The organism is Halobaculum halobium, from assembly GCF_030127145.1.
Lineage (GTDB): Archaea > Halobacteriota > Halobacteria > Halobacteriales > Haloferacaceae > Halobaculum > Halobaculum halobium.
On record NZ_CP126158.1, the window covers coordinates 2,722,132 to 2,746,065 of the forward strand.

Annotated in this window: 23 protein-coding genes, 1 tRNA gene and 3 pseudogenes; 19 read left to right on the forward strand and 8 right to left on the reverse strand. The window is 69.0% G+C overall.

Annotation, left to right across the window (positions count from 1 at the left end; all coding sequences use genetic code 11):
- The first annotated feature begins 702 nt into the window (after window positions 1–702).
- Both P0Y41_RS14255 and P0Y41_RS14260 read left to right on the forward strand, forming a co-directional pair.
- A complete protein-coding gene (locus P0Y41_RS14255; protein ID WP_284061971.1) occupies window positions 703–948 on the forward strand; it encodes an AbrB/MazE/SpoVT family DNA-binding domain-containing protein in 246 nt (81 codons plus the stop codon).
- On the forward strand, window positions 945–1,331 hold the full coding sequence (locus P0Y41_RS14260) for a PIN domain-containing protein (protein ID WP_284061972.1): 387 nt from the start codon (window positions 945–947) through the stop codon (window positions 1,329–1,331). The genes P0Y41_RS14255 and P0Y41_RS14260 overlap by 4 nt, the downstream gene beginning before the upstream one ends.
- 156 nt (window positions 1,332–1,487) lie before the next feature.
- Here P0Y41_RS14260 and P0Y41_RS14265 read toward each other — a convergent pair whose 3' ends face one another.
- Window positions 1,488–1,778 (reverse strand): DUF5779 family protein, encoded by a 291-nt coding sequence (locus P0Y41_RS14265; protein WP_284061973.1) that lies wholly within the window; start codon window positions 1,776–1,778, stop codon window positions 1,488–1,490.
- A gap of 347 nt (window positions 1,779–2,125) precedes the next feature.
- Between P0Y41_RS14265 and P0Y41_RS14270 the strand changes: the two genes are divergently transcribed.
- From P0Y41_RS14270 to P0Y41_RS14300, 7 genes and pseudogenes are all read left to right on the forward strand, one after another.
- Window positions 2,126–3,310, forward strand: coding sequence for a LeuA family protein (locus P0Y41_RS14270; RefSeq protein WP_284063427.1), 1,185 nt, complete (start codon window positions 2,126–2,128; stop codon window positions 3,308–3,310).
- Between the two features lie 305 nt (window positions 3,311–3,615).
- Window positions 3,616–5,463 (forward strand): biosynthetic-type acetolactate synthase large subunit, encoded by a 1,848-nt coding sequence (gene ilvB / locus P0Y41_RS14275; protein WP_284061974.1) that lies wholly within the window; start codon window positions 3,616–3,618, stop codon window positions 5,461–5,463.
- Entirely contained in the window at window positions 5,460–6,251 is a 792-nt protein-coding gene (gene ilvN, locus P0Y41_RS14280) for an acetolactate synthase small subunit (protein ID WP_284061975.1), read from the forward strand. Before ilvB ends, ilvN begins: the two co-directional genes overlap by 4 nt.
- Before the next feature lie 49 nt (window positions 6,252–6,300).
- Complete coding sequence (gene ilvC, locus P0Y41_RS14285) at window positions 6,301–7,374, forward strand: ketol-acid reductoisomerase (RefSeq protein ID WP_284061976.1); 1,074 nt, start codon at window positions 6,301–6,303, stop codon at window positions 7,372–7,374.
- 108 nt (window positions 7,375–7,482) lie between these two features.
- A complete protein-coding gene (gene leuC, locus P0Y41_RS14290) occupies window positions 7,483–8,964 on the forward strand; it encodes a 3-isopropylmalate dehydratase large subunit (RefSeq protein WP_284061977.1) in 1,482 nt (493 codons plus the stop codon).
- Window positions 8,961–9,622, forward strand: a pseudogene (locus P0Y41_RS14295) (3-isopropylmalate dehydratase small subunit). The gene leuC and the pseudogene P0Y41_RS14295 overlap by 4 nt, the downstream one beginning before the upstream one ends.
- Window positions 9,615–10,637, forward strand: a complete 1,023-nt coding sequence (locus P0Y41_RS14300; RefSeq protein ID WP_284061978.1) for an isocitrate/isopropylmalate dehydrogenase family protein — start codon at window positions 9,615–9,617, stop codon at window positions 10,635–10,637. The pseudogene P0Y41_RS14295 and the gene P0Y41_RS14300 overlap by 8 nt, the downstream one beginning before the upstream one ends.
- 48 nt (window positions 10,638–10,685) lie before the next feature.
- Here the strand turns inward: P0Y41_RS14300 and P0Y41_RS14305 are convergent, their stop codons facing one another.
- Window positions 10,686–11,141, reverse strand: a complete 456-nt coding sequence (locus P0Y41_RS14305) for a DUF5799 family protein (RefSeq protein ID WP_284061979.1) — start codon at window positions 11,139–11,141, stop codon at window positions 10,686–10,688.
- 111 nt (window positions 11,142–11,252) lie between these two features.
- Between P0Y41_RS14305 and P0Y41_RS14310 the strand changes: the two genes are divergently transcribed.
- Both P0Y41_RS14310 and P0Y41_RS14315 read left to right on the forward strand, forming a co-directional pair.
- The gene (locus P0Y41_RS14310; RefSeq protein ID WP_284061980.1) at window positions 11,253–11,804 is read left to right on the forward strand and encodes an NYN domain-containing protein; all 552 of its coding nucleotides are present in this window, start codon (window positions 11,253–11,255) and stop codon (window positions 11,802–11,804) included.
- 87 nt (window positions 11,805–11,891) lie between these two features.
- Window positions 11,892–12,290 (forward strand): universal stress protein, encoded by a 399-nt coding sequence (locus tag P0Y41_RS14315; protein ID WP_284061981.1) that lies wholly within the window; start codon window positions 11,892–11,894, stop codon window positions 12,288–12,290.
- Between the two features lie 102 nt (window positions 12,291–12,392).
- Here the strand turns inward: P0Y41_RS14315 and P0Y41_RS14320 are convergent, their stop codons facing one another.
- Entirely contained in the window at window positions 12,393–13,388 is a 996-nt protein-coding gene (locus P0Y41_RS14320) for a radical SAM protein (protein ID WP_284061982.1), read from the reverse strand.
- A gap of 355 nt (window positions 13,389–13,743) precedes the next feature.
- On the opposite strand from P0Y41_RS14320, the gene P0Y41_RS14325 reads away from it, so the two are divergent.
- From P0Y41_RS14325 to P0Y41_RS14340, 4 genes are read left to right on the forward strand one after another with little or no spacing between them, the layout of a single operon-like run.
- Entirely contained in the window at window positions 13,744–14,223 is a 480-nt protein-coding gene (locus P0Y41_RS14325) for a DUF6517 family protein (protein WP_490396648.1), read from the forward strand.
- A 7-nt stretch (window positions 14,224–14,230) separates the two neighbouring features.
- Window positions 14,231–14,680 (forward strand): hypothetical protein, encoded by a 450-nt coding sequence (locus tag P0Y41_RS14330; protein WP_284061983.1) that lies wholly within the window; start codon window positions 14,231–14,233, stop codon window positions 14,678–14,680.
- Window positions 14,635–15,228 carry a hypothetical protein gene (locus P0Y41_RS14335; protein WP_284061984.1) on the forward strand — a complete coding sequence of 198 codons (594 nt, stop codon included), beginning with the start codon at window positions 14,635–14,637 and terminating at the stop codon, window positions 15,226–15,228. Before P0Y41_RS14330 ends, P0Y41_RS14335 begins: the two co-directional genes overlap by 46 nt.
- The gene (locus P0Y41_RS14340) at window positions 15,171–16,592 is read left to right on the forward strand and encodes a hypothetical protein (RefSeq protein ID WP_284061985.1); all 1,422 of its coding nucleotides are present in this window, start codon (window positions 15,171–15,173) and stop codon (window positions 16,590–16,592) included. Before P0Y41_RS14335 ends, P0Y41_RS14340 begins: the two co-directional genes overlap by 58 nt.
- A 62-nt stretch (window positions 16,593–16,654) precedes the next feature.
- On the opposite strand, the gene P0Y41_RS14345 is transcribed toward P0Y41_RS14340, so the two are convergent.
- Complete coding sequence (locus P0Y41_RS14345) at window positions 16,655–18,556, reverse strand: S9 family peptidase (RefSeq protein WP_284061986.1); 1,902 nt, start codon at window positions 18,554–18,556, stop codon at window positions 16,655–16,657.
- Window positions 18,557–18,767: 211 nt separating this feature from the next.
- On the opposite strand from P0Y41_RS14345, the gene pdxS reads away from it, so the two are divergent.
- Window positions 18,768–19,676, forward strand: coding sequence for a pyridoxal 5'-phosphate synthase lyase subunit PdxS (gene pdxS / locus P0Y41_RS14350; RefSeq protein WP_284061987.1), 909 nt, complete (start codon window positions 18,768–18,770; stop codon window positions 19,674–19,676).
- A 236-nt stretch (window positions 19,677–19,912) separates the two neighbouring features.
- The gene (locus P0Y41_RS14355) at window positions 19,913–20,386 is read left to right on the forward strand and encodes a thiol-disulfide oxidoreductase DCC family protein (protein ID WP_284061988.1); all 474 of its coding nucleotides are present in this window, start codon (window positions 19,913–19,915) and stop codon (window positions 20,384–20,386) included.
- A 34-nt stretch (window positions 20,387–20,420) separates the two neighbouring features.
- On the opposite strand, the pseudogene P0Y41_RS14360 reads toward P0Y41_RS14355, so the two are convergent.
- The 3 genes and pseudogenes from P0Y41_RS14360 to P0Y41_RS18040 form a co-directional block, all read right to left on the reverse strand.
- Window positions 20,421–21,297, reverse strand: a pseudogene (locus P0Y41_RS14360) (homoserine kinase).
- Between the two features lie 110 nt (window positions 21,298–21,407).
- The gene (locus tag P0Y41_RS14365) at window positions 21,408–21,656 is read right to left on the reverse strand and encodes a DUF8006 family protein (RefSeq protein WP_222915982.1); all 249 of its coding nucleotides are present in this window, start codon (window positions 21,654–21,656) and stop codon (window positions 21,408–21,410) included.
- Between the two features lie 183 nt (window positions 21,657–21,839).
- Window positions 21,840–22,259 carry a DUF7996 family protein gene (locus P0Y41_RS18040; protein WP_490396649.1) on the reverse strand — a complete coding sequence of 140 codons (420 nt, stop codon included), beginning with the start codon at window positions 22,257–22,259 and terminating at the stop codon, window positions 21,840–21,842.
- A gap of 102 nt (window positions 22,260–22,361) precedes the next feature.
- On the opposite strand from P0Y41_RS18040, the pseudogene P0Y41_RS18045 reads away from it, so the two are divergent.
- Together P0Y41_RS18045 and P0Y41_RS14375 are read left to right on the forward strand one after the other, a co-directional pair.
- Window positions 22,362–22,709, forward strand: a pseudogene (locus P0Y41_RS18045) (GNAT family N-acetyltransferase); the annotation flags it as partial.
- Window positions 22,710–22,882: 173 nt separating this feature from the next.
- Window positions 22,883–23,590 carry a GNAT family N-acetyltransferase gene (locus P0Y41_RS14375; protein WP_284061990.1) on the forward strand — a complete coding sequence of 236 codons (708 nt, stop codon included), beginning with the start codon at window positions 22,883–22,885 and terminating at the stop codon, window positions 23,588–23,590.
- Between the two features lie 256 nt (window positions 23,591–23,846).
- Here the strand turns inward: P0Y41_RS14375 and P0Y41_RS14380 are convergent.
- Window positions 23,847–23,920: transfer RNA gene (locus P0Y41_RS14380), tRNA-Ile, on the reverse strand.
- Window positions 23,921–23,934: the final 14 nt, after the last annotated feature.

Consider the following 23,934-nt stretch of genomic DNA (forward strand, 5'->3'; position numbering starts at 1 on the left):
GCACTCTGATCGGTGTGGAACAGCCACTGAGCACGTGTGCGCGTGTAAATAGTTCTGGGGAGTTCCGTTCTGGTGACATTCACCGAGTTGATCGTGGTTGTGGTGAGATTTCATGTCACCGTCTCGCTAGGTGTCTCACTTTCATGGAGGCGCCGGTGAGTCGTCTCAACTAGTAGTCTAATTGCTCTCGCAATTCGTAGTGCTGTGCATGATCGTCGAATCTTATGAGTACATCACGCGCCTCCTGAGGTACGTGAGCAGTCTCGTAATCCTCCCCTGCGAATTGCTTCACCGATTCAATCGATCTGAACCTCATGATCGTGACGAATTCGACTTCCTCCGGGCGTGAGCGACGCAACAATCGAAACCCACGATACCCATCGATTTCTTTGTCGTCAAAGCTCGGGATTATCTCTTCTCTCAGAAGCCGCTCATACTCATCCGCGTTTTCCGGGGTCGTCCATCCGTGCCAAATGCGTTCGATCATCGGTTCTCGTTGTCATTCGATCCTTTTCTGTCGGACGGTTATCGGTGTCATGAGGGAGTCTTCAAGTTGTAGCGAGCCAACCAATGCACCGGCCCCTTCCGATTTTCCCGGGGTTTGCATGCAGTACATAGCTGGCTCTCATAGAGTCGCCATATAGAACCACCAAACAGAATTTGATGGTAAGAATCTTTGACTGTGGTAGACTATATGCTTCTATGTCAACAGAGACCGATGGGCAGGGACGGCTGTACATCCCGAAAGAGGTCCGCGAGAAGTACGGCCAGAAGTATCATCTCGTGATGTACGAGGACAGAATCGAGTTGATTCCGGTCGCAGACGATCCACTCGCCGCCGTCCGCGAGGCGGCGGGCGACCTTCGTGATGCACCAGTCGAGGACATTCGAGAAGACATCGAAGAAGAAGCAATGGCAGACGCCGGAGAGGAGGACGCCGATAGATGACGGTGTACGTCGAGACGGACTTCTTGCTCGCACTCGCCAAGGACTCCGACTGGCTGCAGGGGTCCGCTGAGGAAGCACTCGGGGAATACGAGGTCGAAACATCGGCGTTCTCCTACCTCGAACTCCTTCTCGCCCGAGAACGCTACGAGTTCGACTACGTACCGCTCGTGGCGAATCTGCTCGAACTCGTTCCAGTGCAGGACGAGAAAGAGAAACAGGTAGTTCTGAAAGCAGTCAACTATTACGACGAGGGGATGACACCGTTCGACGCGTTCCACGCAGCGACTGCGGAAACGCGAGGGATGGACGTACTCTCCTCTGAGAGAGACTACGAAGACATCGAGGTAGAGCGAGTCCCACTCGAACCGACCGATGAGGAATAAGACCGAGGGCGTCGGATCGAGCGCGAACCCCGAGGTGGAGGAGTACGTCCTCCGATGTGCCGATTGCGGCGCCGAGACCGATCGCTTCTCGGGGTAGCTGCTGGAACTCTCCGACGCCCGTCCCGCCACGTCGTGCCGGGTCGAACCCGCCGACGCTCAGCTCAGTTTCTCGGTGTCGACGTCGACGCCCGGCGGGGAGACGATGAGGAAGCCTCGGAAGTGGGTCAATTCCCCGCCCATATCCTTCACCTCTCGCGCGAAGCCGCCGGCCCGCTCGTTCAGATCGCCCTCGACGGCGAGCACGAGCACGTTCCCGTACTCCACGTTGCGCACCCAGTGCTCGGGTTCGGTCTCCCCGTCGAGCACCCCTAAGATCACGTCCCCCACGGTCCCCTCCGACTCGATCATCTCCTCGGCGTCGCGGAGGTCGAGCCCGAAATCGGTCATATCGCCGCTCACGGCGTGTGCTTTCAAAAGGGTTCGGTCCACGGTCGGACGCCCGTCTGACCCCGACGGACCGGCGATCGCCTCGCACCCGCGGTCGGCCGGATGATGCCCACCCCGCATCCGTCAATATCATGCATATTAGGAAATACTAAGAATCGTATTCAACGGGTAGTCGGCGAAGTCATTCGATTTTACGGTAGATCGAACGTTCGTGATGGATCTCTGCGGCGGCGTCGACCTGTCCGACCACAACGCTTTACAATCAGTTCTGCTCTCCCATGGGATGATGTCCCATAATCAGGACTCGTCGGTAACCAGTCCGGCGGAACGAGTTCTTCCAGGGCACACTGAGTGCAACTGACGAGTTCGATTCTGTCCGAATCTTCGACACGACGCTCCGCGACGGCGAGCAGTCGCCGCGCACGTCGTTCGACTACGAGGAGAAACGTGAGATAGCCGCGGCGCTCGACGAGCTGGGCGTGTCCGTCATCGAGGCGGGCTTCCCGGTCAACTCCGACGCGGAGTTCGAGGCCGTCAAAGACATCGCGGAGTCGACCGACACGACCGTCTGCGGGCTCGCCCGCGTGGTCGAGAAGGACATTCAGGCCGCCATCGACTCGGGGGTCGGGATGATCCACACCTTCGTCTCCACGAGCGACGTGCAGATCGAAGACTCGATGCACGCCACCCGCGAGGAGGTGAAACAGCGGGCGGTCGAGGCCGTCGAGATGGCCAAGGAGTCCGGCGCCGAGGTCATGTTCTCGCCGATGGACGCCACCCGGACCCAGGAGTCGTTCCTGGTCGAGGTCATCGAGGCCGTCGACGAGGTCGGCGTCGACTGGATCAACATCCCCGACACCTGCGGCGTGGCGACGCCGCGCCGCTTCGGCGACCTGATCGAGGTCGTCGCCGAGCACACGGACGCCGGCATCGACGTCCACACCCACGACGACTTCGGGCTGGCGGGCGCGAACGCGCTGGCCGGCGTCGAGGCTGGCGCCCACCAGATGCAGGTGTCGGTCAACGGCATCGGCGAGCGCGCGGGCAACGCCGCCCTCGAGGAGGTCGTCATGGCCGCCGAGTCGCTGTACGACGCCGACACCGGCATCGACACGACCCGGATCACCGAAGTGTCGCGGATGGTCGAGCAGGCCAGCGACATCGAGGTGCCGCCGAACAAGCCCGTGGTCGGGCGCAACGCCTTCAGCCACGAGTCCGGCATCCACGCCGCCGGCGTCATCGAGAACAGCGACACGTTCGAGCCGGGGGTCATGACCCCGGAGATGGTCGGCGCGACCCGCGAGCTGGTGATGGGCAAACACACCGGCACCCACTCGGTCCGCCAACGACTGACCGACGCCGGGTTCGACCCGACGGAGTCGCAGGTGCGCACCATCACCCGCCGGGTGAAAGACGCCGGCGCCGAGGGCCGCGTCACCATGTCCGACGTTCGCCAGTTCGCCCGCGAGGAGGGCGTCGCCGAGATGGAGGACGACGGCGAAGAGGAGCGCGAGCGGGAGGCTCGGATCTGAGGGCGGCGGTGCGCTCTCCCCGCCCACGAGCGGGCAGGAGGCGCCGCAATCGTTGCCACCCGCGCCACGGTTATACGGATCCGACCGGTAGCCATGTGCGAGATGACGACCCGTTCCACGACGGCCGCCGTTCGCCCGGCGCCCGCCGAGCGTGTCGTCGCCCTTCTCGCCGGGACCGCGGGTATCGTAGGGGCGTAAGCGCCCCCACATCACCCACCCCCGACGCGCGTATCGACACCAGATGACCAGCGACCAGCGATCACCGACCGCGAACGAATGACACACACGGATGGAGGAGACCGACGATGACCGAGCCAGCGACCCCCGACGCCGAGCCCGACGAGGGCGACGGCGGGGGGCGAACCGACCGAGCGGAGCGACCCGACGAGGCGGACGCCGAACCGACCGACGAGCCCACCGCCGACGCCGCCGCGGCGCGAGCGGAGGCAGCCACGAGGTCTCCGGGGACGGGGGCGAACGCGGTTATCGCCGCCCTTGAAGCCGCCGGCGTCGAGACGGCCTTCGGCGTGCAGGGCGGGGCGATCATGCCCGTCTACGACGCGCTCTCGGCGTCGTCGATCCACCACGTGACAATGGCTCACGAACAGGGAGCAGTCCACGCGGCCGACGCCTACGGCATCGTCCGCGGCGACCCCGGCGTCTGCATGGCCACCTCGGGACCGGGCGCGACGAACCTCGTCACCGGCATCGCCGACGCGTCGATGGACTCGGACGCGATGCTCGCGCTGACGGGACAGGTCCCCTCGGACATGGTCGGCTCCGACGCGTTCCAGGAGACCGACACGGTCGGCGTGACTGCGCCGATCACGAAGCACAACTACTTCGCCAGCGACTCCGACGACGTGGGCCGAACTGTCGGCGAGGCGTTCGCGCTCGCGGGGACTGGTCGTCCGGGGCCGACCCTGGTCGACCTCCCGAAAGACGTCACGTTCGGTGAGACCGACCGCCCGGTCGGCGAACCGGCGGCGCCCGACCGAGCGATCCCCGACGCCGAGGCCGACGACCGGCAGGTCGAGGAGGCCGCGAGCGCGATCCAGCGCGCCGAGCGTCCCCTCTGCCTGTTCGGCGGCGGCGTGATCAAAGGCGACGCGACCGAGGAGGCGCGGGCGTTCGCCCGCGAGTTCGGGATCCCGGTCGTGACGACGATGCCCGGCATCGGATCGTTCCCCGAGGATGAGGACCTGTGTCTCTCGTGGGCGGGGATGCACGGCACCGGCTACGCCAACATGGCGATCACCCACACGGACTGCCTGATCGCGGTCGGAACGCGGTTCGACGACCGCCTCACCGGTGGCGTCGACACGTTCGCGCCCGAGGCGGAGGTCGTCCACGTCGACATCGACCCCGCCGAGATCTCGAAGAACGTCCACGCCGACTACCCGGTCATCGGCGACGCGGCGACGGTGCTCGACCAGCTCGACGCCGCCATCGGCTACGCGGACGCGCCCGACACCGCGGCGTGGCGCGAGCAGTGCGCCGCGTGGCGCGAGCAGTACCCGATGGACTACGCCATCGACCCCGACGAGCCGGTGAAACCGCAGTTCGTCGTCGAGGCGTTCGACGCCGCCATGGACGACGACGCGTACGTCACCACCGGCGTCGGCCAACACCAGATGTGGGCGGCCCAGTACTGGACGTACCGCGAGCCGCGGACCTTCGTCTCCTCGCACGGGCTGGGGACGATGGGGTACGGGCTGCCCGCGGCCATCGGCGCGCGCGTCGCCGCCGACGACGACCGGCAGGTGATCAGCTTCGAGGGCGACGGATCGTTCCTGATGACGATCCAGGAGCTCTCCGTCGCCGTCCGGGAGAACCTCGACGTCACGATCGTCGTGCTCAACAACGAGTACATCGGGATGGTTCGCCAGTGGCAGGACGCCTTCTTCGAGGGCAACCACATGGCCTCCCAGTACGACTGGATGCCGGAGTTCGACACGCTCGCGGAGGCGTTCGGGGCGAAGGGCTTCCGCATCGACGAGTACGACGACGTGGAGGGCGTCGTCGAGGAGGCGCTGGCGTACGACGGCCCCTCGGTCGTCGACGCCCACATCGACCCCGAGGAGAACGTCTATCCGATGGTCGCCAGCGGCGCCGCGAACGGCCAGTTCGCGCTCGCGGAGGACCAGCTATGAGCGAGCGTACCGAGGGCGACCGATCCGAGGAGGAGACTGAGCGATCGGCCGGAGCGCCTACCACCGACGGCGGCACCGACCACCCGGCCGAGTCGCCGGTGGCCGAGCACGCACGTCCCGCCGGCGGCGACGCCCCCGAGACGGGGCTGGCGGGACCGACTCCCGACGAGCGGCCACACCCGACGGGTCGCCGAGACGAACACGGCGTCCGCAAGGAGCCGGACCACGGTCCGGAGCCGACGCGACGCGCGACCGTTTCCGCGCTCGTCGAGGACGAACCGGGCGTCCTCGCGCGCGCCGCGGGGCTGTTCCGCCGCCGGCAGTTCAACATCGAGAGCCTGACGGTCGGCCCGACGACCGTCGAGGGCCACTCGCGGATCACCCTCGTCGTCGAGGAGACCGAGGCGGGGATCGAGCAGGCGAAAAAGCAGCTCGCGAAGCTCACGCCGGTCATCGCGGTCGGCGAGCTGAGCGGCGACGCCGTCGCCGCCGAACTGGTGTTGCTGAAGGTCCGCGGCGAGGAGCCCGACAAGGTGCACGCGATCACCTCGATGTACGACGGGCAGACCCTCGACGCCGGCCCGCGTACCATCACCGTGCAGATCACCGGCGACGAGAACACGATCGACGACGCGATCGACGCGTTCGACCAGTTCGGCATCATCGAGATCGCCCGGACCGGCCAGACGGCCCTGGAGCGAGGGGACTCCCCGACGACGCCCGGCGAGGAGCCGGGGCACTCGGCGGGCGAGACGGACGACGACGAGTTCACGAACTACGACGACTGACCGCGCCGCATCGACAGCCAAATCACACCACACCGCACACTACACACCGATGACAGACTCCGATTCCACCTTGGACACAGACGTATACTACGACGAGGACGCCGACCGCTCGGCGATCGACGACAAGACCGTGGCCGTGCTCGGCTACGGCAGCCAGGGCCACGCCCACGCGCAGAACCTCCACGACTCCGGCGTCGACGTGATCGTCGGCCTGCGGGAGGACTCCTCCTCGCGCGCGGCCGCCGAGGGCGACGGGCTGCGCGTGGAGACGCCCGCTGACGCCGCCGCCGAGGCGGACATCGTCTCCGTGCTCGTCCCCGATACGGTCCAACCGACCGTGTACGAGGAGATCGAGCCGGGGATCGAGGAGGGCGACACGCTCCAGTTCGCGCACGGCTTCAACATCCACTACAACCAGATCGTGCCGAAGGACGGCGTCGACGTGACCATGGTCGCGCCCAAGTCGCCGGGCCACCTCGTGCGCCGCAACTACGAGGCCGGCGAGGGCACCCCGGGACTGCTCGCCGTCTATCAGGACGCCACCGGCGAGGCGCGCGAGGAGGGCCTTGCGTACGCTCACGCGATCGGCTGTACCCGCGCGGGGGTCGTCGAGACGACGTTCCGAGAGGAGACCGAGACGGACCTCTTCGGCGAGCAGGCGGTGCTGTGCGGCGGCGTCACCTCGCTCGTGAAGCAGGGGTACGAGACGCTCGTCGACGCGGGCTACTCCCGCGAGATGGCGTACTTCGAGTGCCTGAACGAACTGAAGCTCATCGTCGACCTGATGTACGAGGGCGGGCTCGGCGAGATGTGGGACTCCGTCTCCGACACCGCGGAGTACGGCGGACTCGTCAAGGGCGACGAGGTCGTCGACGAGCACGCCCGCGAGAACATGGAGGGGGTGCTGGAGGCGGTGCAGGACGGCACCTTCGCGCGCGAGTGGATCGCCGAGAACCAGGCCGGCCGACCCTCCTACACGCAGCTTCGCGAGGCCGAGAAGAACCACGACATCGAGGACGTGGGCGAGGACCTCCGCTCGCTGTTCGCGTGGGACGCCGACGAGGCCGCCGAGGACGGCGAAGGCGAGGAACCCGGCCAGGCCGAGGTACGCGCCGATGACTGAGGAGCGCACCGTCGCCGACGTGGATCACACCGCGCCGTATCCCGAAGCGAACGACGTGTGGTCGCGCGGATTCGCGCGCGCCAGCGACGACCCGAGGGACGTACGCCGATGAGCAAGGGGACCCTGTACGACAAGGTGTGGGAGCGACACAAGGTCGCCGACCTGCCGAACGGGCAGGACCAGCTGTTCATCGGCCTCCACCTCGTCCACGAGGTGACGAGCCCGCAGGCGTTCGGGATGCTGCGCGAGCGCGACATGGAGGTCGCGTTCCCGGATCGGACGGTCGCCACAACCGATCACATCGTCCCGACGCGCCCGGAGGGGCGCGATCGTCCGCTCGCCGACGACCAGGCGGAGGAGATGCTCACGCACCTGGAGCGCAACACCGAGGAGGCGGGCATCCGCTTCTTCGGCCTCGACGACGACCGCCAGGGCATCGCCCACGTCGTCGGGCCCGAGCTGGGCTTCGTCCAGCCGGGGATGACCGTCGTCTGCGGCGACAGCCACACCTCGACCCACGGCGCCTTCGGCGCCATCGGCATGGGGATCGGCACGAGCCAGATCCGCGACGTGTTCGCCACCGGCTCCATCGCCGCCGACAAGAAGGACGTCAGACGCGTCGAGGTCACCGGCGAGCTGGGCGACGGCGTCGGCGCGAAAGACGTGATACTCCACGTCATCCGCGAGTTGGGCGTCGACGGCGGCGTCGGCCACGTGTACGAGTACGGCGGCGAGGCCATCCGCACGCTCGACATGGAGGGCCGCCTCGCGGTGTGCAACATGTCCATCGAGGGCGGCGCCCGCGCGGGCTACATCAACCCCGACGAGACTACCTATGAGTACCTGAAGGGGCGCGAGTTCGCTCCGGACGGCGAAGCGTTCGAGGAGCGCAAGCAGTACTGGGAGTCGATCCGCTCGGAGGAGGACGCCCAGTACGACGACTGGGTCGAGGTCGACGCGGACGACCTCGCCCCGCAGGTGTCGTGGGGGACCAACCCAGAACAGGTCGTCGGCGTCGACGAACCGGTGCCCGCCCCGTCCGAGACGCGCGACCCCGCGGCCGCCGAGTCCGCGCAGGATCACACGGAGGTGACGCCCGGCGAGACGATGGAGGGCCACGAGATCGACGTGGCGTTCCTGGGCACCTGCACGAACGGCCGCGTCGCGGACTTCCGCGAGGCCGCGAAGGTGCTCGAGGGCCGCGAGGTCGCTGACGACGTTCGCGCGCTCGCCGTCCCCGGCTCCGGCACGGTCAAGCGGACGCTGGAGGCCGAAGGCATCGACCAGATCTTCAAGGACGCCGGCTTCCAGTGGCGCGAGGCCGGCTGTTCGATGTGCCTCGCGATGAACGACGACGCGCTCGAGGGCGACGAGGTGTGCGCCTCGTCGTCGAACCGCAACTACGTCGGCCGACAGGGCAGCACCGAGGGGCGCACGCACCTGATGTCGCCCGCGATGGTCGCCGCGGCGGCCGTCGAGGGCGCGGTGACGGACGTGCGGGCGTTCGACACGCCCGAGCTCGTCGGCACCGCCGACGGCGACGGCGCCGCTCCCCACGATGACGACGCGAGCGCGGAGGTGAGCGAATGAGCGACGACGTCCCCGGCAGCGCCGGCGACGACGCGCCCGAGACGGACGGCGCGGACGACTCGGCCGCGGTGCCGGCGATCCGCCGGGTCGCCGGTACCGGCGTCCGCTTCGCGGCGACGACATCGACACCGACCAGATCCTCCCCGCCCGATTCCTGAAGGCTGTCACCTTCGACGATATGGGCGAGTACGCCTTCTACGACCAGCGCCGCGACGAGAACGGCGATCCCAACGATCACCCGTTCAACGAGTATCGCGGCGCGAACGTGCTCGCGGTCAACGACAACTTCGGCTGCGGCTCCTCCCGGGAGCACGCCCCACAGGGGCTGATGCGCTGGGGCGTCGAGGCGATCGTCGGCGAGTCGTTCGCGGAGATCTTCCAGGACAACTGCAAGTCGCTGGGCATCCCGACGCTCGCGGTCGACCACGAGGACGTCGTCGCGCTCCAGGAGTTCATCGAAACGAACCCCGACGCGGGCGTCGAGGTCGACGTGCGCGAGGAGACCGTCCGCTACGACGGGACCGCGATCGAGGGGGAGGTCCCGGACGCGATGCGCGAGGCGCTCCTCGAGGGGAAGTGGGACACGACCGCGGTGATGCGGACGAACCTCGACCGCGCGACGGCGGTCAACGACAGTCTGCCCTACACCGATGACTGAGGCGAGCCCGGCGGACGCGCCGCGATCGGACGGCGGCGATGTCCCCCAGATCGCGGTCATCGAGGGCGACGGCATCGGGCGGGAGGTCGTCCCCGCGGCCGTCGAGGTGCTCGACGCCGTCGGCGACTACGCGTTCACCGCGGCCGAGGCGGGCGACGCGACGCTCGACGAGACCGGCGAGGCGCTGCCCGCGGAGACGTACGAACTGGCCGCGACCGCGGACGCGACGCTGTTCGGCGCGGCCGGCGACTCGGCAGCCGACGTGATCCTCCCGCTGCGGGAGGCGGTCGGCTCGTTCGTCAACATCCGCCCGGCGCGGGCGTACCCCGGCGTCGACGCGCTCCGCCCGGAGACCGACCTCGTCTTCCTCCGAGAGAACACCGAGGGCGTGTACGCGGGCCACGAGGACCGCCTCAGCGACGACGTGTCGACGCTGACGCGCGTGGTGACGGAGTCGGCCTCCCGGCGCCTCGGCGAGTTCGCCTGCGAGTACGTCGCCGAACGCGACCACGACGGATTCACCGTCGCGCACAAGGCCAACGTGATGCGCGAGACGGACGGGCTGTTCCGCGACACCGTGCTCGCGACGGCCGAGGCGGCCGGCGTCGACGCCGAGACCGTCCTCATGGACGCGTTCGCGACGCGCGTGTGTCTCGACCCGACGCAGTTCGACGTGATCGTCTGCCCGAACCTCGCGGGCGACGTGCTGTCGGATCTGGCGGCGGGACTCGTCGGCGGGCTCGGCCTGTTGCCGTCGGCGAACGTCGGCGCCGAGCGGGGCCTGTTCGAGCCGGTCCACGGCACCGCTCCCGACATCGCCGGCGAGGGGGTCGCGAACCCGTCGGCGACGATCCTCTCGGCGGCGATGCTCGTCGAGTCGCTCGGCGACGACGACGCGGGCGCGAAGATTCGGTCGGCCGTCGAGCGCGTGCTCTCGGACGGGCCGCGCACGCCCGACCTCGGCGGCGAGGCGACGACGCGCGAGGTGACCGACGCGGTGCTGGCGCGGCTGTAAGCGACAGAAACCACGCCCGCGAGCCGACTTCCGCGCTCGACCGATTCGTTACTCCTGATACGCCAGTCGGACCTGTTCGAACTTCCCCTTCGACTCCAGGTGTCGCTGGAGCTCGTCGGCGTACTCCTGGGTGAGTCGCTCGGCGGCCTCCAGTTGCTGGGTGTCCGTGCCGCCGCCCCCACCGCCGCCCAGGAGGGCGTCCTTGATGTCGGAGACGATCTCGCCGAAGGCGCCGCCAGAGGAGTCGCCCGTGGGGTCGCCGCCGGGCATCCCGCCCATCTGCTGGGAGACGTTGTCGAGTTCGGGCATTATCTGGGGAAGCTTCGACGTGTCGGCGACGATCCGGGCGTTCTCCGGGTCGTCCGCGTCCTCGATCTCGAACTCGACGGCCGTCATGATCAGTCCCCACTGCTGGTTCGAGAACTCCGACTGGTGGATCCGGTCGTTGAACTCGCGGTCGACGGTCATGCGTTCGCCGACGATCGCGTCCGTCCAGTTGCTCATGTGCCCACGAACGGCGGGGGCGGGTATGTCGGTTTCCCTCGGGCCGGCGGGGCCGACGGACGATCGGGGGCGAACCGGAACGCGTATCGGCCACCGTCCGGTCCCCTCGCCATGGGACTGCTGGATCGCGTTTTCGGAGCGAGCGCCGGCGGCGACGACGCTCGCGGCGCAGACGGGCCGTCGTCAGCGGGCGATGGAGCCGCGGGTCCGCGGGGCCCGTGGCGAGACGCCGACGGGGAACCGGCGCGACCGCGGGGCGTCGCGCTGTTCGTCGACGGGCCGAACGTCTTCCGCGATGAGTTCGACGTGGACTTCGCGGATCTGCGCGCGGCCGCCGAGGCCGACGGTGGACTCGTCACCGCGCGGCTGTACCTCGACGAGCACGCCACCCCGGGCCTCATCCAGGCTGCCGAAGCCAACGGCTTTCAGGTGATCACCACCAGCGGCGACGTGGACGTGAAACTCGCCGTCGACGTGGCGTCGTTCGCGGCCGAGCGTCGCGCGGCGACCGTCGCGATCGCCTCCCGCGACACCGATTTCAAGCCCGCGCTGGAGGTCGCCAACGAGTACGGCCTCGGGACGCTCGCGATCGCGCCGGGGAGCTACGGCCGCTCCGACGCGCTCCGGCGGAGCGCGGACGAGGCTGTCACGCTCGGGGAGTAGCGACTCCGAACCGGCAGTAGCGACGACGCGCCCGCCGCGCTCGGACCCACCCATACGTATATGTTCGATCGCTAGCAATTCGTGCGTGTGAAACATCTCCTCTTGGCCATCGACGAGAGCGGCGACCGTGCGGCCGCCCAGGCGGCGACGGTCCGCGACCTGTTCGACACCGACAGCACGACCGCGCACCTGTTGCACGACTTCACGGACAACCGCGAGGGCGCGTCGGTCAGTCAGGTCGCCGCTGTCAGGCGTGCGGCTACCATCTTAGAGGACGCCGGGGTCACCGTGGAGTACCACGAGACGAGTGGAACGCCGTCGAGATCTATCATCCAGACCGCGGAGGAACTAGACGTTGACGCGATCAGCATCGCCGGACGCAAGCGCTCGAAGGCGGGGAAGGCGCTCTTCGGGAGCGTCTCCCAGGAGGTCGTCCTCGGGACGGACCGCCCGGTCCTCCTTTGCACTCGGAAGGACGAATCGTGACGCGCGGACGCTCTACACGGGGCAGTCGCCAGTTAGTGCGTCGGCGTTCCGGCTCTCAGGATCGACCAACGCCTCGGCGCGCTCAGTGAGAGACCGTGACGGTCACGCCAGCGGCGTCCGCTCGACGACCGTGCCGTCGTAGGTCGGGTACTGTTCGACGACCTCGCCGTCGTCGAGATCGCCCTCGTCGATCATCTCCTCGAGCAGCCACCACGCCACCTCGACGTGGTCGGACTTCGTGGTGTAGAACTCCTCTGGAACCCCGAGATCGCGGATGCGTTCTGGGCTCGCGTACGTCTTGCCGTACACGAGTGTGCCGTCGTCAGTTACCTCGTCGAACGGGCGCTGGAGGTTGCGCGCCATCCGCTTGAGGCGGTTGCGGTGCTGGGCGGCGTCCTTGAACACGGAGGTGCAGAAGTACACCTTCTCGTGGTCGCCCATGACGTCCAAGATCTCCTCTTTCGAGCCGTCGACGGCCGACATGTGGCCCTCCTGCAGCTCGAAGCCCTGCTCTTGCATCCGGCGGTAGTTCCCGTCGGACATCTCGAACTCGTTGACGTTGCAGAAGTCGGCGGCCCCCTCGTCGAGGAACTCCAGGAACTCCTCCTCCGCGCGGATGCCCGGGATCTCGAACGCCGGCGTCAGGCCCTCCTCGCGGGCGACGTAGAGAATTTCTTCCCACTCGGTGCCGTGAAGGTCTCCCCACTGCTCGACCGGCGGGTGAAATCGGATCTCGTCGAGGCCCGCCTCCGACAGGCGGCGCATGTTCTCGCGGCCGCCCGGGATCCCGGTGTAGAGGTGCGTGTGGTGGTCCTCGCCGAACTCCTCCTTGAGCAGGCGGAGATACCGCGTCGTCTTCCCCATCGCCTCCTGGGGCTCGCCACCGGTGATGGAGGTGCCCAACGCCGACATCCGCTTGGCCTCCTCGATCACGTCCTCGTCGGACTCGACGAGGCGCTCGTTGGCGTACACGTCCGTGACGTTCTTGCGGTTCTCCCCGAGCGGACAGTAGAAGCAGTCGCGCTGGTCGCAGTAGCCGTACACGAACAGCACCATCTTCCCGCCCTTGGAGCACTGTTCACAGCCCTTCGAGATCATTCGGTACCCTACGTTCCCGGCCGAGCGGCAAAAGCGGTACGATACCCGGTCGTTCGACCGTGTGAGCCGTTGTCGCGACGGGTTCGAGGCCGACAGCGGCGTGCTCGCCCGCGTCGCCGTCGACCACGAGACTGATACCGCTTGAATCCAAGGTCCGTCCCATGCCACGAGAGGCACGCAGACGGGAGTTCCTTCGGCGGACCGGTGCGGCGCTCGCGCTGGGGGTGCGGGCGCGACGAGCGGCTGTCTCGGCGTCATCACCGGCTCGGAGCCGGCGGAGTTCTCCGCCAGCGTCGCGTCGGTCCCCGATTCGACCCTGGAATCGACCGGATTCGAGGAGTACCGGGTCGAACCGATGGAGATCACCCGGGAGTTCACCGTCGCCGACCAGACCCGAGAGGTCGTCGTCACCAACCAGGTCGCCGAGTACGACAAAGCCGCGGAGATACTCGGCGAGCGCATCCAGGCGTCGCTGTTCGTCGCGCTGTCGACGCCGGCCGTCGAGATCGCCGAGCAGACGTTCAACCCCGTCGGGGAGTTGAGTACGAGGGAGTTGGCGCGGCGGATGCTCTCCCAGTACGACGGGATCTCCAACCTCCAGTCGGACGGCGAGGAGACCGTCACGGTGCTCGGCACCGACACGACCGTCGGGCTGTTCACGGCCGACGCGACCGTTACCGAGGGAGTCACCGTCGAGATTCGACTGCACGTCTCGGAGGCGGTTCGCGCGGGCGGGGACTTCGTCGTCACGGTCGGCGCGTACCCGACCCGACTGTCGGGACAGGCCGACGACGTCCGAACGATGATGCGCTCGGTCACCCACGACGGGGGGTAGTCCGAGGATGCGCGACTCCGCCGCCGACGCGGACGACGAGACCGACACCGCTCGACGCACGCGCCGCGAGGTTCTCGCGGCCGGTGCAGCCGCCGGTGCCGCCGCCGGCGCCGCGTCGATCGCGGGCTGTGCGGGAGTTCTCGGGGGCGGAGACGCGCCCGAGAGCGAAGCCGTCTCCGGCGAGCGCGCCCGGACGCTCGCGGAAGCCCACGCACCGGACCTGTACTTCGGCGCCGGCGAGCGGTGGTTCCCGACGGACCCACGAGAGTACACCGGCGACGACGGCGACGGGGGCGTTCTCGACGGCTTCGCGGCGTTCGACGGCTACGCCCGCGACTACGAGCCCGGCGGCGAGCCCCGCATCGGACGGCGTTCTACAACACCGTTCGCTACCCGGACACCGATCTCACGGTGGTGCAGTACTGGTTCTACTCGGCGTTCGACCAGTTCTCGGTGAACTTCCACTGGCACGACTGGGAGGTGCTGCACGTGTTCCTCGACGTGGGCGAGGGGTCGGGCGACCCGGAGACGGGCGACCCGACGCTGCTGGTCGCGTCGGCCCACTCTCGGAAGGTGCCGAACAACGAGTTCCTCGACCCCGAGACCGACCGCGCGAGCATCATCAGTGAGGTGGGGAGTCACTCCTCCGCGCTGGGGATCAACGAGACGAAAGCGGAGTTCGAGCGGCTTCCGCTCGTCACCGACATCGCCGACATCTCCAACGGTGCGCTCTCCCCGCTGGACGTGCCCGCGGCCTACGGGCTTCCGCGGGGAGAGGGGTATCGTCTCCCCTTCTCGCTGCCGGAACTCGACGGCTCGCCGATCCACGATCACCCGGACCTCCCGAACGTCACCCGCGATCACCTCGTCCCCGCAGCGATGACCGTCGAGTCCTTCTCGGGGACCCCTCGCCGCCCGACGACATTCCGCTGCGAGAGACGGGCCTCATGTTCGCGTTCGAGGGAGCCGACACCGCCGGCGAAGCCGACTACGGCTACTCGCTGACGCCCATGGCGGACCTGACTATCGGGGAGTTCACCGGTCCGCAGTTGAGCTTCGAGTTCGCGGTCCCGTCCTTCGCCGAGGACGCGGTCGCGTCCCACATCACGACCACGGGCACTCCCACGGCGCAACCGAGATTCGCGGACCCGCTCACGGACGTGACCGACCCGCGGCACCGCTCTGCGCTCTCAGAGCGGTTCGACCTCGACGTGAGCGGACTCGCCGGGGACGTGGTCGGCGTGATCCGCGAGGCCACCGACAGCGACGACGCACCCGGGAGCAACGGCGTCGACACTGGCGAGCCGGTCGTCGAGGGGATCGCCCTCCTCGAATCGGATCCCGAAGCGGTTCCCACGTTCAACGGGGTCGTCGCTCTTCGCGACGTGCCGGCCGGAGAGCACCGACTGACCGTCAACGGCGCCGGCGTCGCGCCGTACGGCCAGCGGATTGATCACGGCGGCGACGGCGGTGACGGCGCAGGATCCACCGACTCCGCGACGACCGACTCGGAGACGGCCGAGCCGACCGAGTCAGCGGCCACCGCCGACGGCCCGCCCGCGACCACGACCGTCGGCGTCGACGGCGACGTGGTGGTGACGCCCAACGAGGACGCGGTGAAGGTGCGCGCCGAGCCCGCCGCGGACGCGCCCGGCTTCGACCGGGTCGCCGTCGAGGACGACGTCGCCGGCCGGGTCTACGACGGCCTCCCCGCCGACGACGAGGCCGAGGGCGCCGCGGTGTACGTCCACCGCGAGGGCGCCTACACGGCCGAGGTCGAGGACGAGGCGGGCGCGCTCGGCGCCTACCGCGTGAACCCCGCGGCCGACCAGTCGACCGCGACCGTTCGCGAGGCGCGCACCGGGAAGGCGTCGCTGACGTCGTTCCTGCTCACCCTGCTGACGGAGACGATCGCGCAGGCGAGCGTCTTCGAGGACGGCGACGCCGACGGCATCGACGAGGTCGGCGTCCCGGACGACACCGAAGAGCAGACCGGCGCGGCCGCCGACGCCGTCGAGGACGTGCTGGAGGCGACGGCGTCGGTCACCGGCGGACCGGGCGGCGACACCGGTGGCGGCGACAGCGGCGACGACGGGTCGGGCGGCGGACCGGACGCGGGGTTCGTCGGGCTGCTCCGGGCGTTAGAGGCGTCGACGAACGCGGCGCGGCGGGCGAACGAGGCGGCGCAGGCGGGGAACGCGCAGGGAGCGGACAACCGCCTGCGCGGGCTCAAACAGCGGACCGCCGCGATCGCTGACGCGCTCGAACGCAACCGCGAGAACCTCCCCGGACAGCTCCCTGGCCTGGTCGAGCGACGGGTGCCGCAGATCGAGCGGCGGATCCAACAGGCGATCGACGCGGACGAATAAGCGAAACTCGGCGGGCTCCACCGGTCCCCGATCGGCCGAGCGTCGTCGGACCCCGGTCTCGGTCAGTTCGACGCGCGGTCGGGCTCGTCGGTCGGGTGCGGGCTGCTGCTCCCGTCGTCGGGGTCGACCCGGAGGTACTTCGCGAAGAGGTCGGCGACGCGGGTGTACGCGTCGACGACGTTCTCTCGTCGTCCGAAGCCGTGCGGCTCGCCGTCGTATCGGCGGAACTCGAAGCGCTTGCCGTGCGTCTCCAGTTCGTCGCACAACTGCTCTGACTGGCTGATGGGGACGCGCGCGTCGTCCTCGCCGTGGAGGACGAGCAGCGGGTCCTCGATGTCCTCGACGTGGCGGATCGGCGACGCCTCGCGGTAGTTGTCGAGGTCGGTCGCCACGTCGCCCAGTTCGCGCTTCATGAGCTGCCAGCCGATGTCGTCGGTGTCGTCGAGGAACGTCTCGTAGTCGTAGACGCCGTAGAAGGCGGCGCCCGCGGCGAACCGGCCGGAGTTGCCGAGCGCGTTCACCGTCATCAGGCCGCCGCCGGAGCCGCCGTAGATGCCCGCCCGGTCGCCGTCGACCGCGTCGAAGGCCGCGTCGGCGGCGTCGACCGCGCGGATCACGTCGTGGAGGTCGCCGCCGCCCCAGTCTCGGTCGTTGGCCATGCGGAACGCGCGGCCGTAGCCGTCGCTGCCGCGGTAGTTCGGGAGGATCACGCAGTAGCCCAGCGCGGCCAGATAGGCCGCGCGGTGGTCGAAGCCGAAGCGGTCGAAGGAGGTCGGGCCGCCGTGGGCCTTCACGAGCACCGGCACCGACTCGTCGTCCGCGTCGTCGGCCGGCGGGTAGACGACCGCCTGGACCTCCGTCCCGTCGGAGTCGTAGGTGAGCGTCGTGGGGAACGGGACCCGGGCGCCGAAGTCTGGCGCGGCGCTCGGCGTCACCCGCTCGCCCGCGGAGGCGTTCCACACCGTCGCGGGCTCGTGCGGCGTGTCGCGGACGGTGAGGACGTCGCCGTCGCGCCACCTGGGCGCCGTGTGGAAGGCGTCCTCGTCGGTCACCTCCTCGGCGAAGCCGTCGCGGTCGACGGCGTGGACGTTCGCGCGGCCGTCACGGGTGACGGTCACGGCGAGCGTCTTGCCCGAGGGACTCCACGCGGGGTCTGCGACCTCCGCCTCCTCGACGGCGTACAACTCTCCGGGGTCGCCACCGGCGCTCGCAGCGGCGTCTGCATCCTCGTCCGGTCCGTGGCCGTCGACGACGGATACGGCGTCGAAGCCGCTCTTGTCGTGCACGAACGCGACCTCCGTGGAGTCGGGGCGCGGCCGGACGTTCTGGACGCGGACGCCCTCCTCGGCGAACACCACGCGAACGCCCTGTCCGCGGCCGCCGTCGTCGCGGTCGACGGCGACGAGATGGGCCTCGTCGTCGAACAGGTGTCGGTGCTCGGCGCGAGTCGCGTACACGGTCCCGTCGTCCGCGACGGCGGGGTCGCCGTAGAGGAACTCGTCGTCGGCGAGCGCCTCGACCCGCGAACCGTCGGCGGCGACGAGCGCGAGCGAGGCGCGCGAGAAGTGGTCGGTCACGACCGCGATGTCGTCGCCGCCGGGGGCGTACGCGAGGCTGAGGTCCGGGTCGTCGTAGCCAGTCAGGGTCGTCACCGCACCGGTCTCGGCGTCGACCGTCGAGAGGTCGCCGTCGCCCGAGACGAACGCCACCTCGGTGCCCGCCGGGTGCCAGTCGAACCACGCGGGGTCGCCCCGGCCGTAGCGCATCGCGGCGACGCCCCCGCTCGTCAGTCGGGTGTCGGTCGTCCCGTCCCACACCCACAGATCGATCTGGCCCTCGCGGGCCTTCGCGTAGGCGATGCGGTCGCCGTCCGGTGCTGGCGCAGCCTGCACGACCGAGTCCGCGCTCGCCATCGCGGCCAGCAGGTCGTCGAGTTCGGTGTCGCGGAGGTCTCGTCGGTACACGGCAGGCGATGGCGCTCGGGCGGCTTGTAGCCCGGGGTCGCGGCACGCCGGGTCGAGCGGCGGCAGGCAGCGGCAGGCAGTGGCAGTCAGCGGCGACCACGGGTAAGGCGCCCCGGTCGCGACCCGCTGTTGCCGGTTAACGGCGACGCCGTCGGGCGGCCGTCGCCCGGGGAAGGACAACCGTTACGTACGCACACCCGTAACGTAGACCATGACCGAGGAGACCGATCTGGAGGAGCTCAAACGCGGGACCGACCTCGTCAAGCGCGGCTTCGCGCGGATGCAGAAGGGCGGCGTCATCATGGACGTGGTCAACCGCGAACAGGCTCGGATCGCCGAGGACGCCGGCGCGGTCGCCGTGATGCACCTCGAGTCCGTCCCGGCGGACATCCGTAAGCGGGGCGGCGTCGCGCGGATGGCCGACCCCGGCAAACTCGAGGAGGTCATCGAGGAGGTGTCGATCCCGGTGATGGGGAAGGCCCGCATCGGCCACACCGCCGAGGCACAGATCCTGGAGGCCGCGGGCGCCGACATGGTCGACGAGTCCGAGGTGCTCACGACCGCCGACGAGCGCTACCACATCGACAAGCGCGAATTCACCGCGCCGTTCGTTTGCGGCGCGCGCAACCTGGAGGAGGCGCTGCGTCGCATCGACGAGGGCGCCGCGATGATCCGGACGAAGGGCGAAGCCGGCACCGGCGACGTGAACCAGGCGGTCACCCACCAGCGCAACATCCAGCGCGCCGTCCGCCAGCTCTCCGGGATGGCCCGCGAGGAGCGCGACGAGTGGGCTCGCGAGCACGGCGCGCCCCGCGAACTCGTCCACGAGACCGCCGAGATGGGTCGCCTGCCGGTCGTCAACTTCGCTGCCGGCGGCATCGCGACGCCCGCCGACGCCGCGCTCATGATGCAACACGGCTGCGACGGCATCTTCGTCGGCTCGGGTATCTTCGGCGCCGAGAACCCGCCCGCAATGGGCGAGGCGATCGTCAAGGCGGTCAACAACTACGACGACCCGGAGACGCTCACGGAGATCGCCAAGTCCCCCGGTAAGGGGATGTCCGGCCAAGCGAACGAGCAGATGGACGAGGAGGAGAAGCTGCAGGGCCGCGGCGTCTAACGACGAGAGACACGCGTTGGGTGTTCGCCCGCACGAGCGTTTTTATTCGATACCGGGGCCACAGCTGTGCGACTGTCGTGATCTGACTCCGGCCGCGGGGCGCACGCGGGTGTGCGACACGCCGTTCCGCGGGCAGCCCGCCGTGTCGCCTGTTCGCCACCACACCGGCGACGAGCCCGCCGTGCGGCCGCCCGGTCGCCGCGGGCTTGATGCCTTCGGAACTCGTAGCGACAGCCGTGAGCCACGACGGAGCCTCGGACGCGCCGCCGGACGCAGACCCGTTGGCAGACGTGGACCCGCACCGTCATCCGGTGATCCTGTTCGACGGGGTCTGCAATCTCTGTCACGGGACGATCAGATTTCTCGTCCGCCACGACGACGAGGGCGTGTTCCGGTTCGCGCCGCTGGACTCGCCGGTCGGGCAGGCGCTGTTGCGCGAGCACGGACTCCCGACCGAGGACCACAACTCCTTCGTGCTCGTCGAGGGCGACGAGACCTCTCAGAAGTCGACGGCAGCGCTACGGGTCGCCCGTCGGCTGGGGGCACCGTGGCGGTTCGCGTGGGCACTGCGCCGACTCCCGCTCGGCATCCGTGACGCCGCCTACGACGTGGTCGCCGAGTACCGGTATGAGGTGTTCGGGAAGAAAGACGCCTGCGAGGTGCCGGAGCCGGAGGTCAGGGAGCGCTTCGCCGAGCGGGCGCTGGAGTGACCGGCACGCCGGTCGGCCGCGGTTCCCAGTCGAGCTACAGCACCGTCGCGCCGTCGCCGACGGCGGTCTGGTACGCGCGCGCACCGACGCCAGCGTCGGCAAACCCTCGACCATCGCCGAGGCGACCGCGCGCTTGCGACCCGGTTCACACACCGCGAGCACGCTCGGGCCGGCGCCGCTGACGGTGACGCCGGTCGCCCCGGCCGCCAGTGCGGCCTCGCGGACCCCCTCGTAGCCAGTGATCAGTTTCGCGCGCGCCGGAGTGACGACGGGGTCGTCGAGTCCGCGGCCGACCAGTTCCGGGTCCGAGCGACACATCCCGGCCGTGAGCGTCGCGGCGTTGCCGACCGTCTCAACGTGGTCGGTCATCGACACGGAGTCCGGCACGACTCCGCGGGCGTCGCGCGTGGAGACGACGACCTCCGGGAGGCACGCGACCAGCGCCAGGTCGGCGTCGACGCTCGTCGCGCCGTCGTCGCTGCGGACGATCGTGAAACCGCCCAACAGCGCGGGTGCGACGTTGTCTGCGTGGGCCTCCCCGGAGACGACCGCCTCCCCTCGGCTGCGACGGGAACGAGGTCGTGTCGGCTGTAGCCCCTGTCGTACAGTTCATTCAGTGCGACCGCGGCGGCGGCGGCGGACGCGGCCGAGGAGCCGAGTCCCGAGGACGGACGGACGCCCTTGTCGATGTGAATGTGTGCCGGAGCGTCGAGCGCCTCCGCGACGGCGCCGACGACGTTCTTCTCGGGGTCGGTCGGGATGAAGTCGGCGCCCGCGCCGCGCACTCGGATGGTCGTCTCGGCGGCGCGCTCGACCGAGACGGTGTCTGCAGGGTGTGACAGCGCGACGCCGAAGGTGTCGAAGCCGCTGCCGAGGTTCGCGCTGGTCGCCGGCGCGCGGGCGGTTACCATGCCGCCTCGGTCCGCCGCGGCGGCCAAAGGATGACGTTCGGCTCGAACCGCCTGCCGCTCCTGTTCGGTGTTCGGGAGTCGTCGGGCGCGAGTCGGGAGTCGACGCGAGGCTATCGCCGCGAGACGACGAACACGAGCGGGCCGATGACGACGAGCACGATGCCGAGGAAGAGATAGTGGACCGGCACGAGCGACTGCGGCGTCAGCAGGAACACGACGCCGAACAGCATCGTGTTGAGCGCCATGGCTTTCCGCGAGACCGGTAGCGTTGCGAGCGTCGTCAGCACGAACCCGAGCAGCAGCGCCTGTCCGACGTTGTACGGGAGCAGGAAGCTGTCGACGATCTGGAGCGGGATCATCTCTTGTCTTCAGTTCCCCCCGGGCGCCGCATTAACGTTCCGTTCTCGCTCGTTTGCGCCCGGCCCCCGCGATGCCAGACCACCGTTGAGCGGACCGTCCGCACGGCGGGTACATCGATCGAATCGCCTCCCGCAAGACGTGGCTCTGGATCGCTCCGCCGCCCGACTCGTTCGCCGTCTCGCTCAATTCGCGCGGTCGTTCGGCGTGCCGGGGTCAGCAGCGACACCGTTCTCGCCGTCGTTCGGGTCGCTCTCGGTCGGCTCATCGAGCGACGATCCGGACGGCGAGATCTCGCGATCGGTACCCGGGCCGGTGATGTCCAGCGGTCGGATCCACCCGTACCAGACGGCGAAGACGGTGAGGCCGTACCCGAGAATGAACACCACGCGACCGAGTTCGTTGAAGCCGAGGAGGCCCAGCTGACGGCGGACGATCCCCGTTCCCGCAATACCGACGACCAGCACCACCGCGAGCAGGAGTCGATCGCGAGTGATCCGGTCGCGAAGCCGCGTGTCGTCGCCCATACCCACGCCAGGGTCCCCACCACCGAGAACCCCGCGATCCGAACCGGAACCGGTGACCAAGAGCGCGGGCCTGAGCATCAGAGCGCGAGCTAGAGCATCGCACCGGGGAGAGACCACCGGTCGTGTGAGTCGGTCTCGCGGCAGCGCAAACACTATTCGCGGAGCGGGACCCGTCCTCTCATGGACTACCGCGCGATCCCCGACGAGCACGAGACCGCATTCGACGACGTCCTCGTGTACGCCTTCTCCCCGGAACGAGGTCCCGATTACGAGCCGGAGGGCCCAGATCGGCCGGCGTCGTTCCAGCCCAGAGGCCTCTACGAGGACGACGGCGGGGATCGAGACGACCCTGCAACCGAGACGCTCGCCGCTGTTTGCGGCTACTACGACTTCTCTGCGCGGATCCGCGGGGGCATTCGAGACGTGGCCGGCGTCTCGGCGGTCGCGTCGCCCCCGGAGATGCGCCGTCGCGGACTCGTCCGCGATCTCCTCGGACACGTCCACCGCGAACTCCGTGACGCCGATGTCGCCTTCGCCGCGCTGTGGCCGTTCGAATACTCTTTCTACCGCCGACTCGGCTACGAGCGGATCGGCGAGTACGCACGGATCGAGGTCGCTCCGGAGGCGCAGCGAGCGCGTGTCCGGACCCGGCGGGGGCGTTTGAACGGCTCGACGCCGACGCGTGGCCGCGGCTGGACGCAGTGTACGACGAGTGGGCGGGCGACGAGTTCCGGCTGGACCGCGGCGAGGGCTGGTGGCGCCATCGAGTATTCGAGTCGTGGGAGACCGACCCGTACGTGTACGGGTGGACCGACGGTGACCGGGGCGACTCACTCCGCGGCTATCTCGTCTACACGATTCGGGACGAGGATGGCTCCGACGGACGAGCGTTGACGGTGAACGAGTTCGCGGCCAGAGACCGGGAGGCTCGCCGACAGCTCCTGCGATTCTGTCGCGATCACGACTCGCAGGTTGAGCGCGTCCGGTTCACCGGGCCGGCCGACACCCGCCTGTTTGACGACCTCGACGACCCGCAGGCCGCGGAGACGGAGATCCGTCCCGGACCGATGGCGCGCGTCGTCGACGTCGAATCTGCGCTGGCGGCGATCGAGTATCCCGCGGACCTCGAGACGACGCTCGTGTTCGACGTGCGCGACGACTCCTGCGAGTGGAACGACGACCGCTTCCGGCTGCGCGTTGCCGACGGTCGCGGCACCGTCGACCGGGTCGCGGACGCGGATGCGGAGGTGGTGCTCGACATCGGCGCGCTCGCTCGATTGGTCGTCGGCTCACACTCGGCGAATCGGCTGGTCGAACTCGGCGCCGTCGATACCGAAGGTGAGGCGACGCAGCCGGCGCTCGCAGCCGCGTTCCCGCCGACAAACCCGTTCCTCCGCGAGGGGTTCTGATCGCGCGAACGCGGCGCGTGACGTGGCAGTCGCAGTCCTGACAACCGCGATCTGCGGATTTGCCAGATCCGAACGCGCGGTTCACGAAAGCCACCTCCCGCCTCTGGCACCGCTGTACGGGGTGGACCCGCGTGTGGTGTGAGTGTGAGTCGAGGTAAACCTACCCTTACCCGTAGTATTGGTAGAACGCGGAAATTGGGTGGCTGGGGAGCCAGTGGCCCAATTCTCACCGGCCAAGGGCCGGTGATACCTTGGATGGGCCAACGCGGATTTGAACCGCGGACCTCCCGGTTATCAGCCGAGCGCTCAACCTGACTGAGCTATTGGCCCAGGTGAGCGCATCT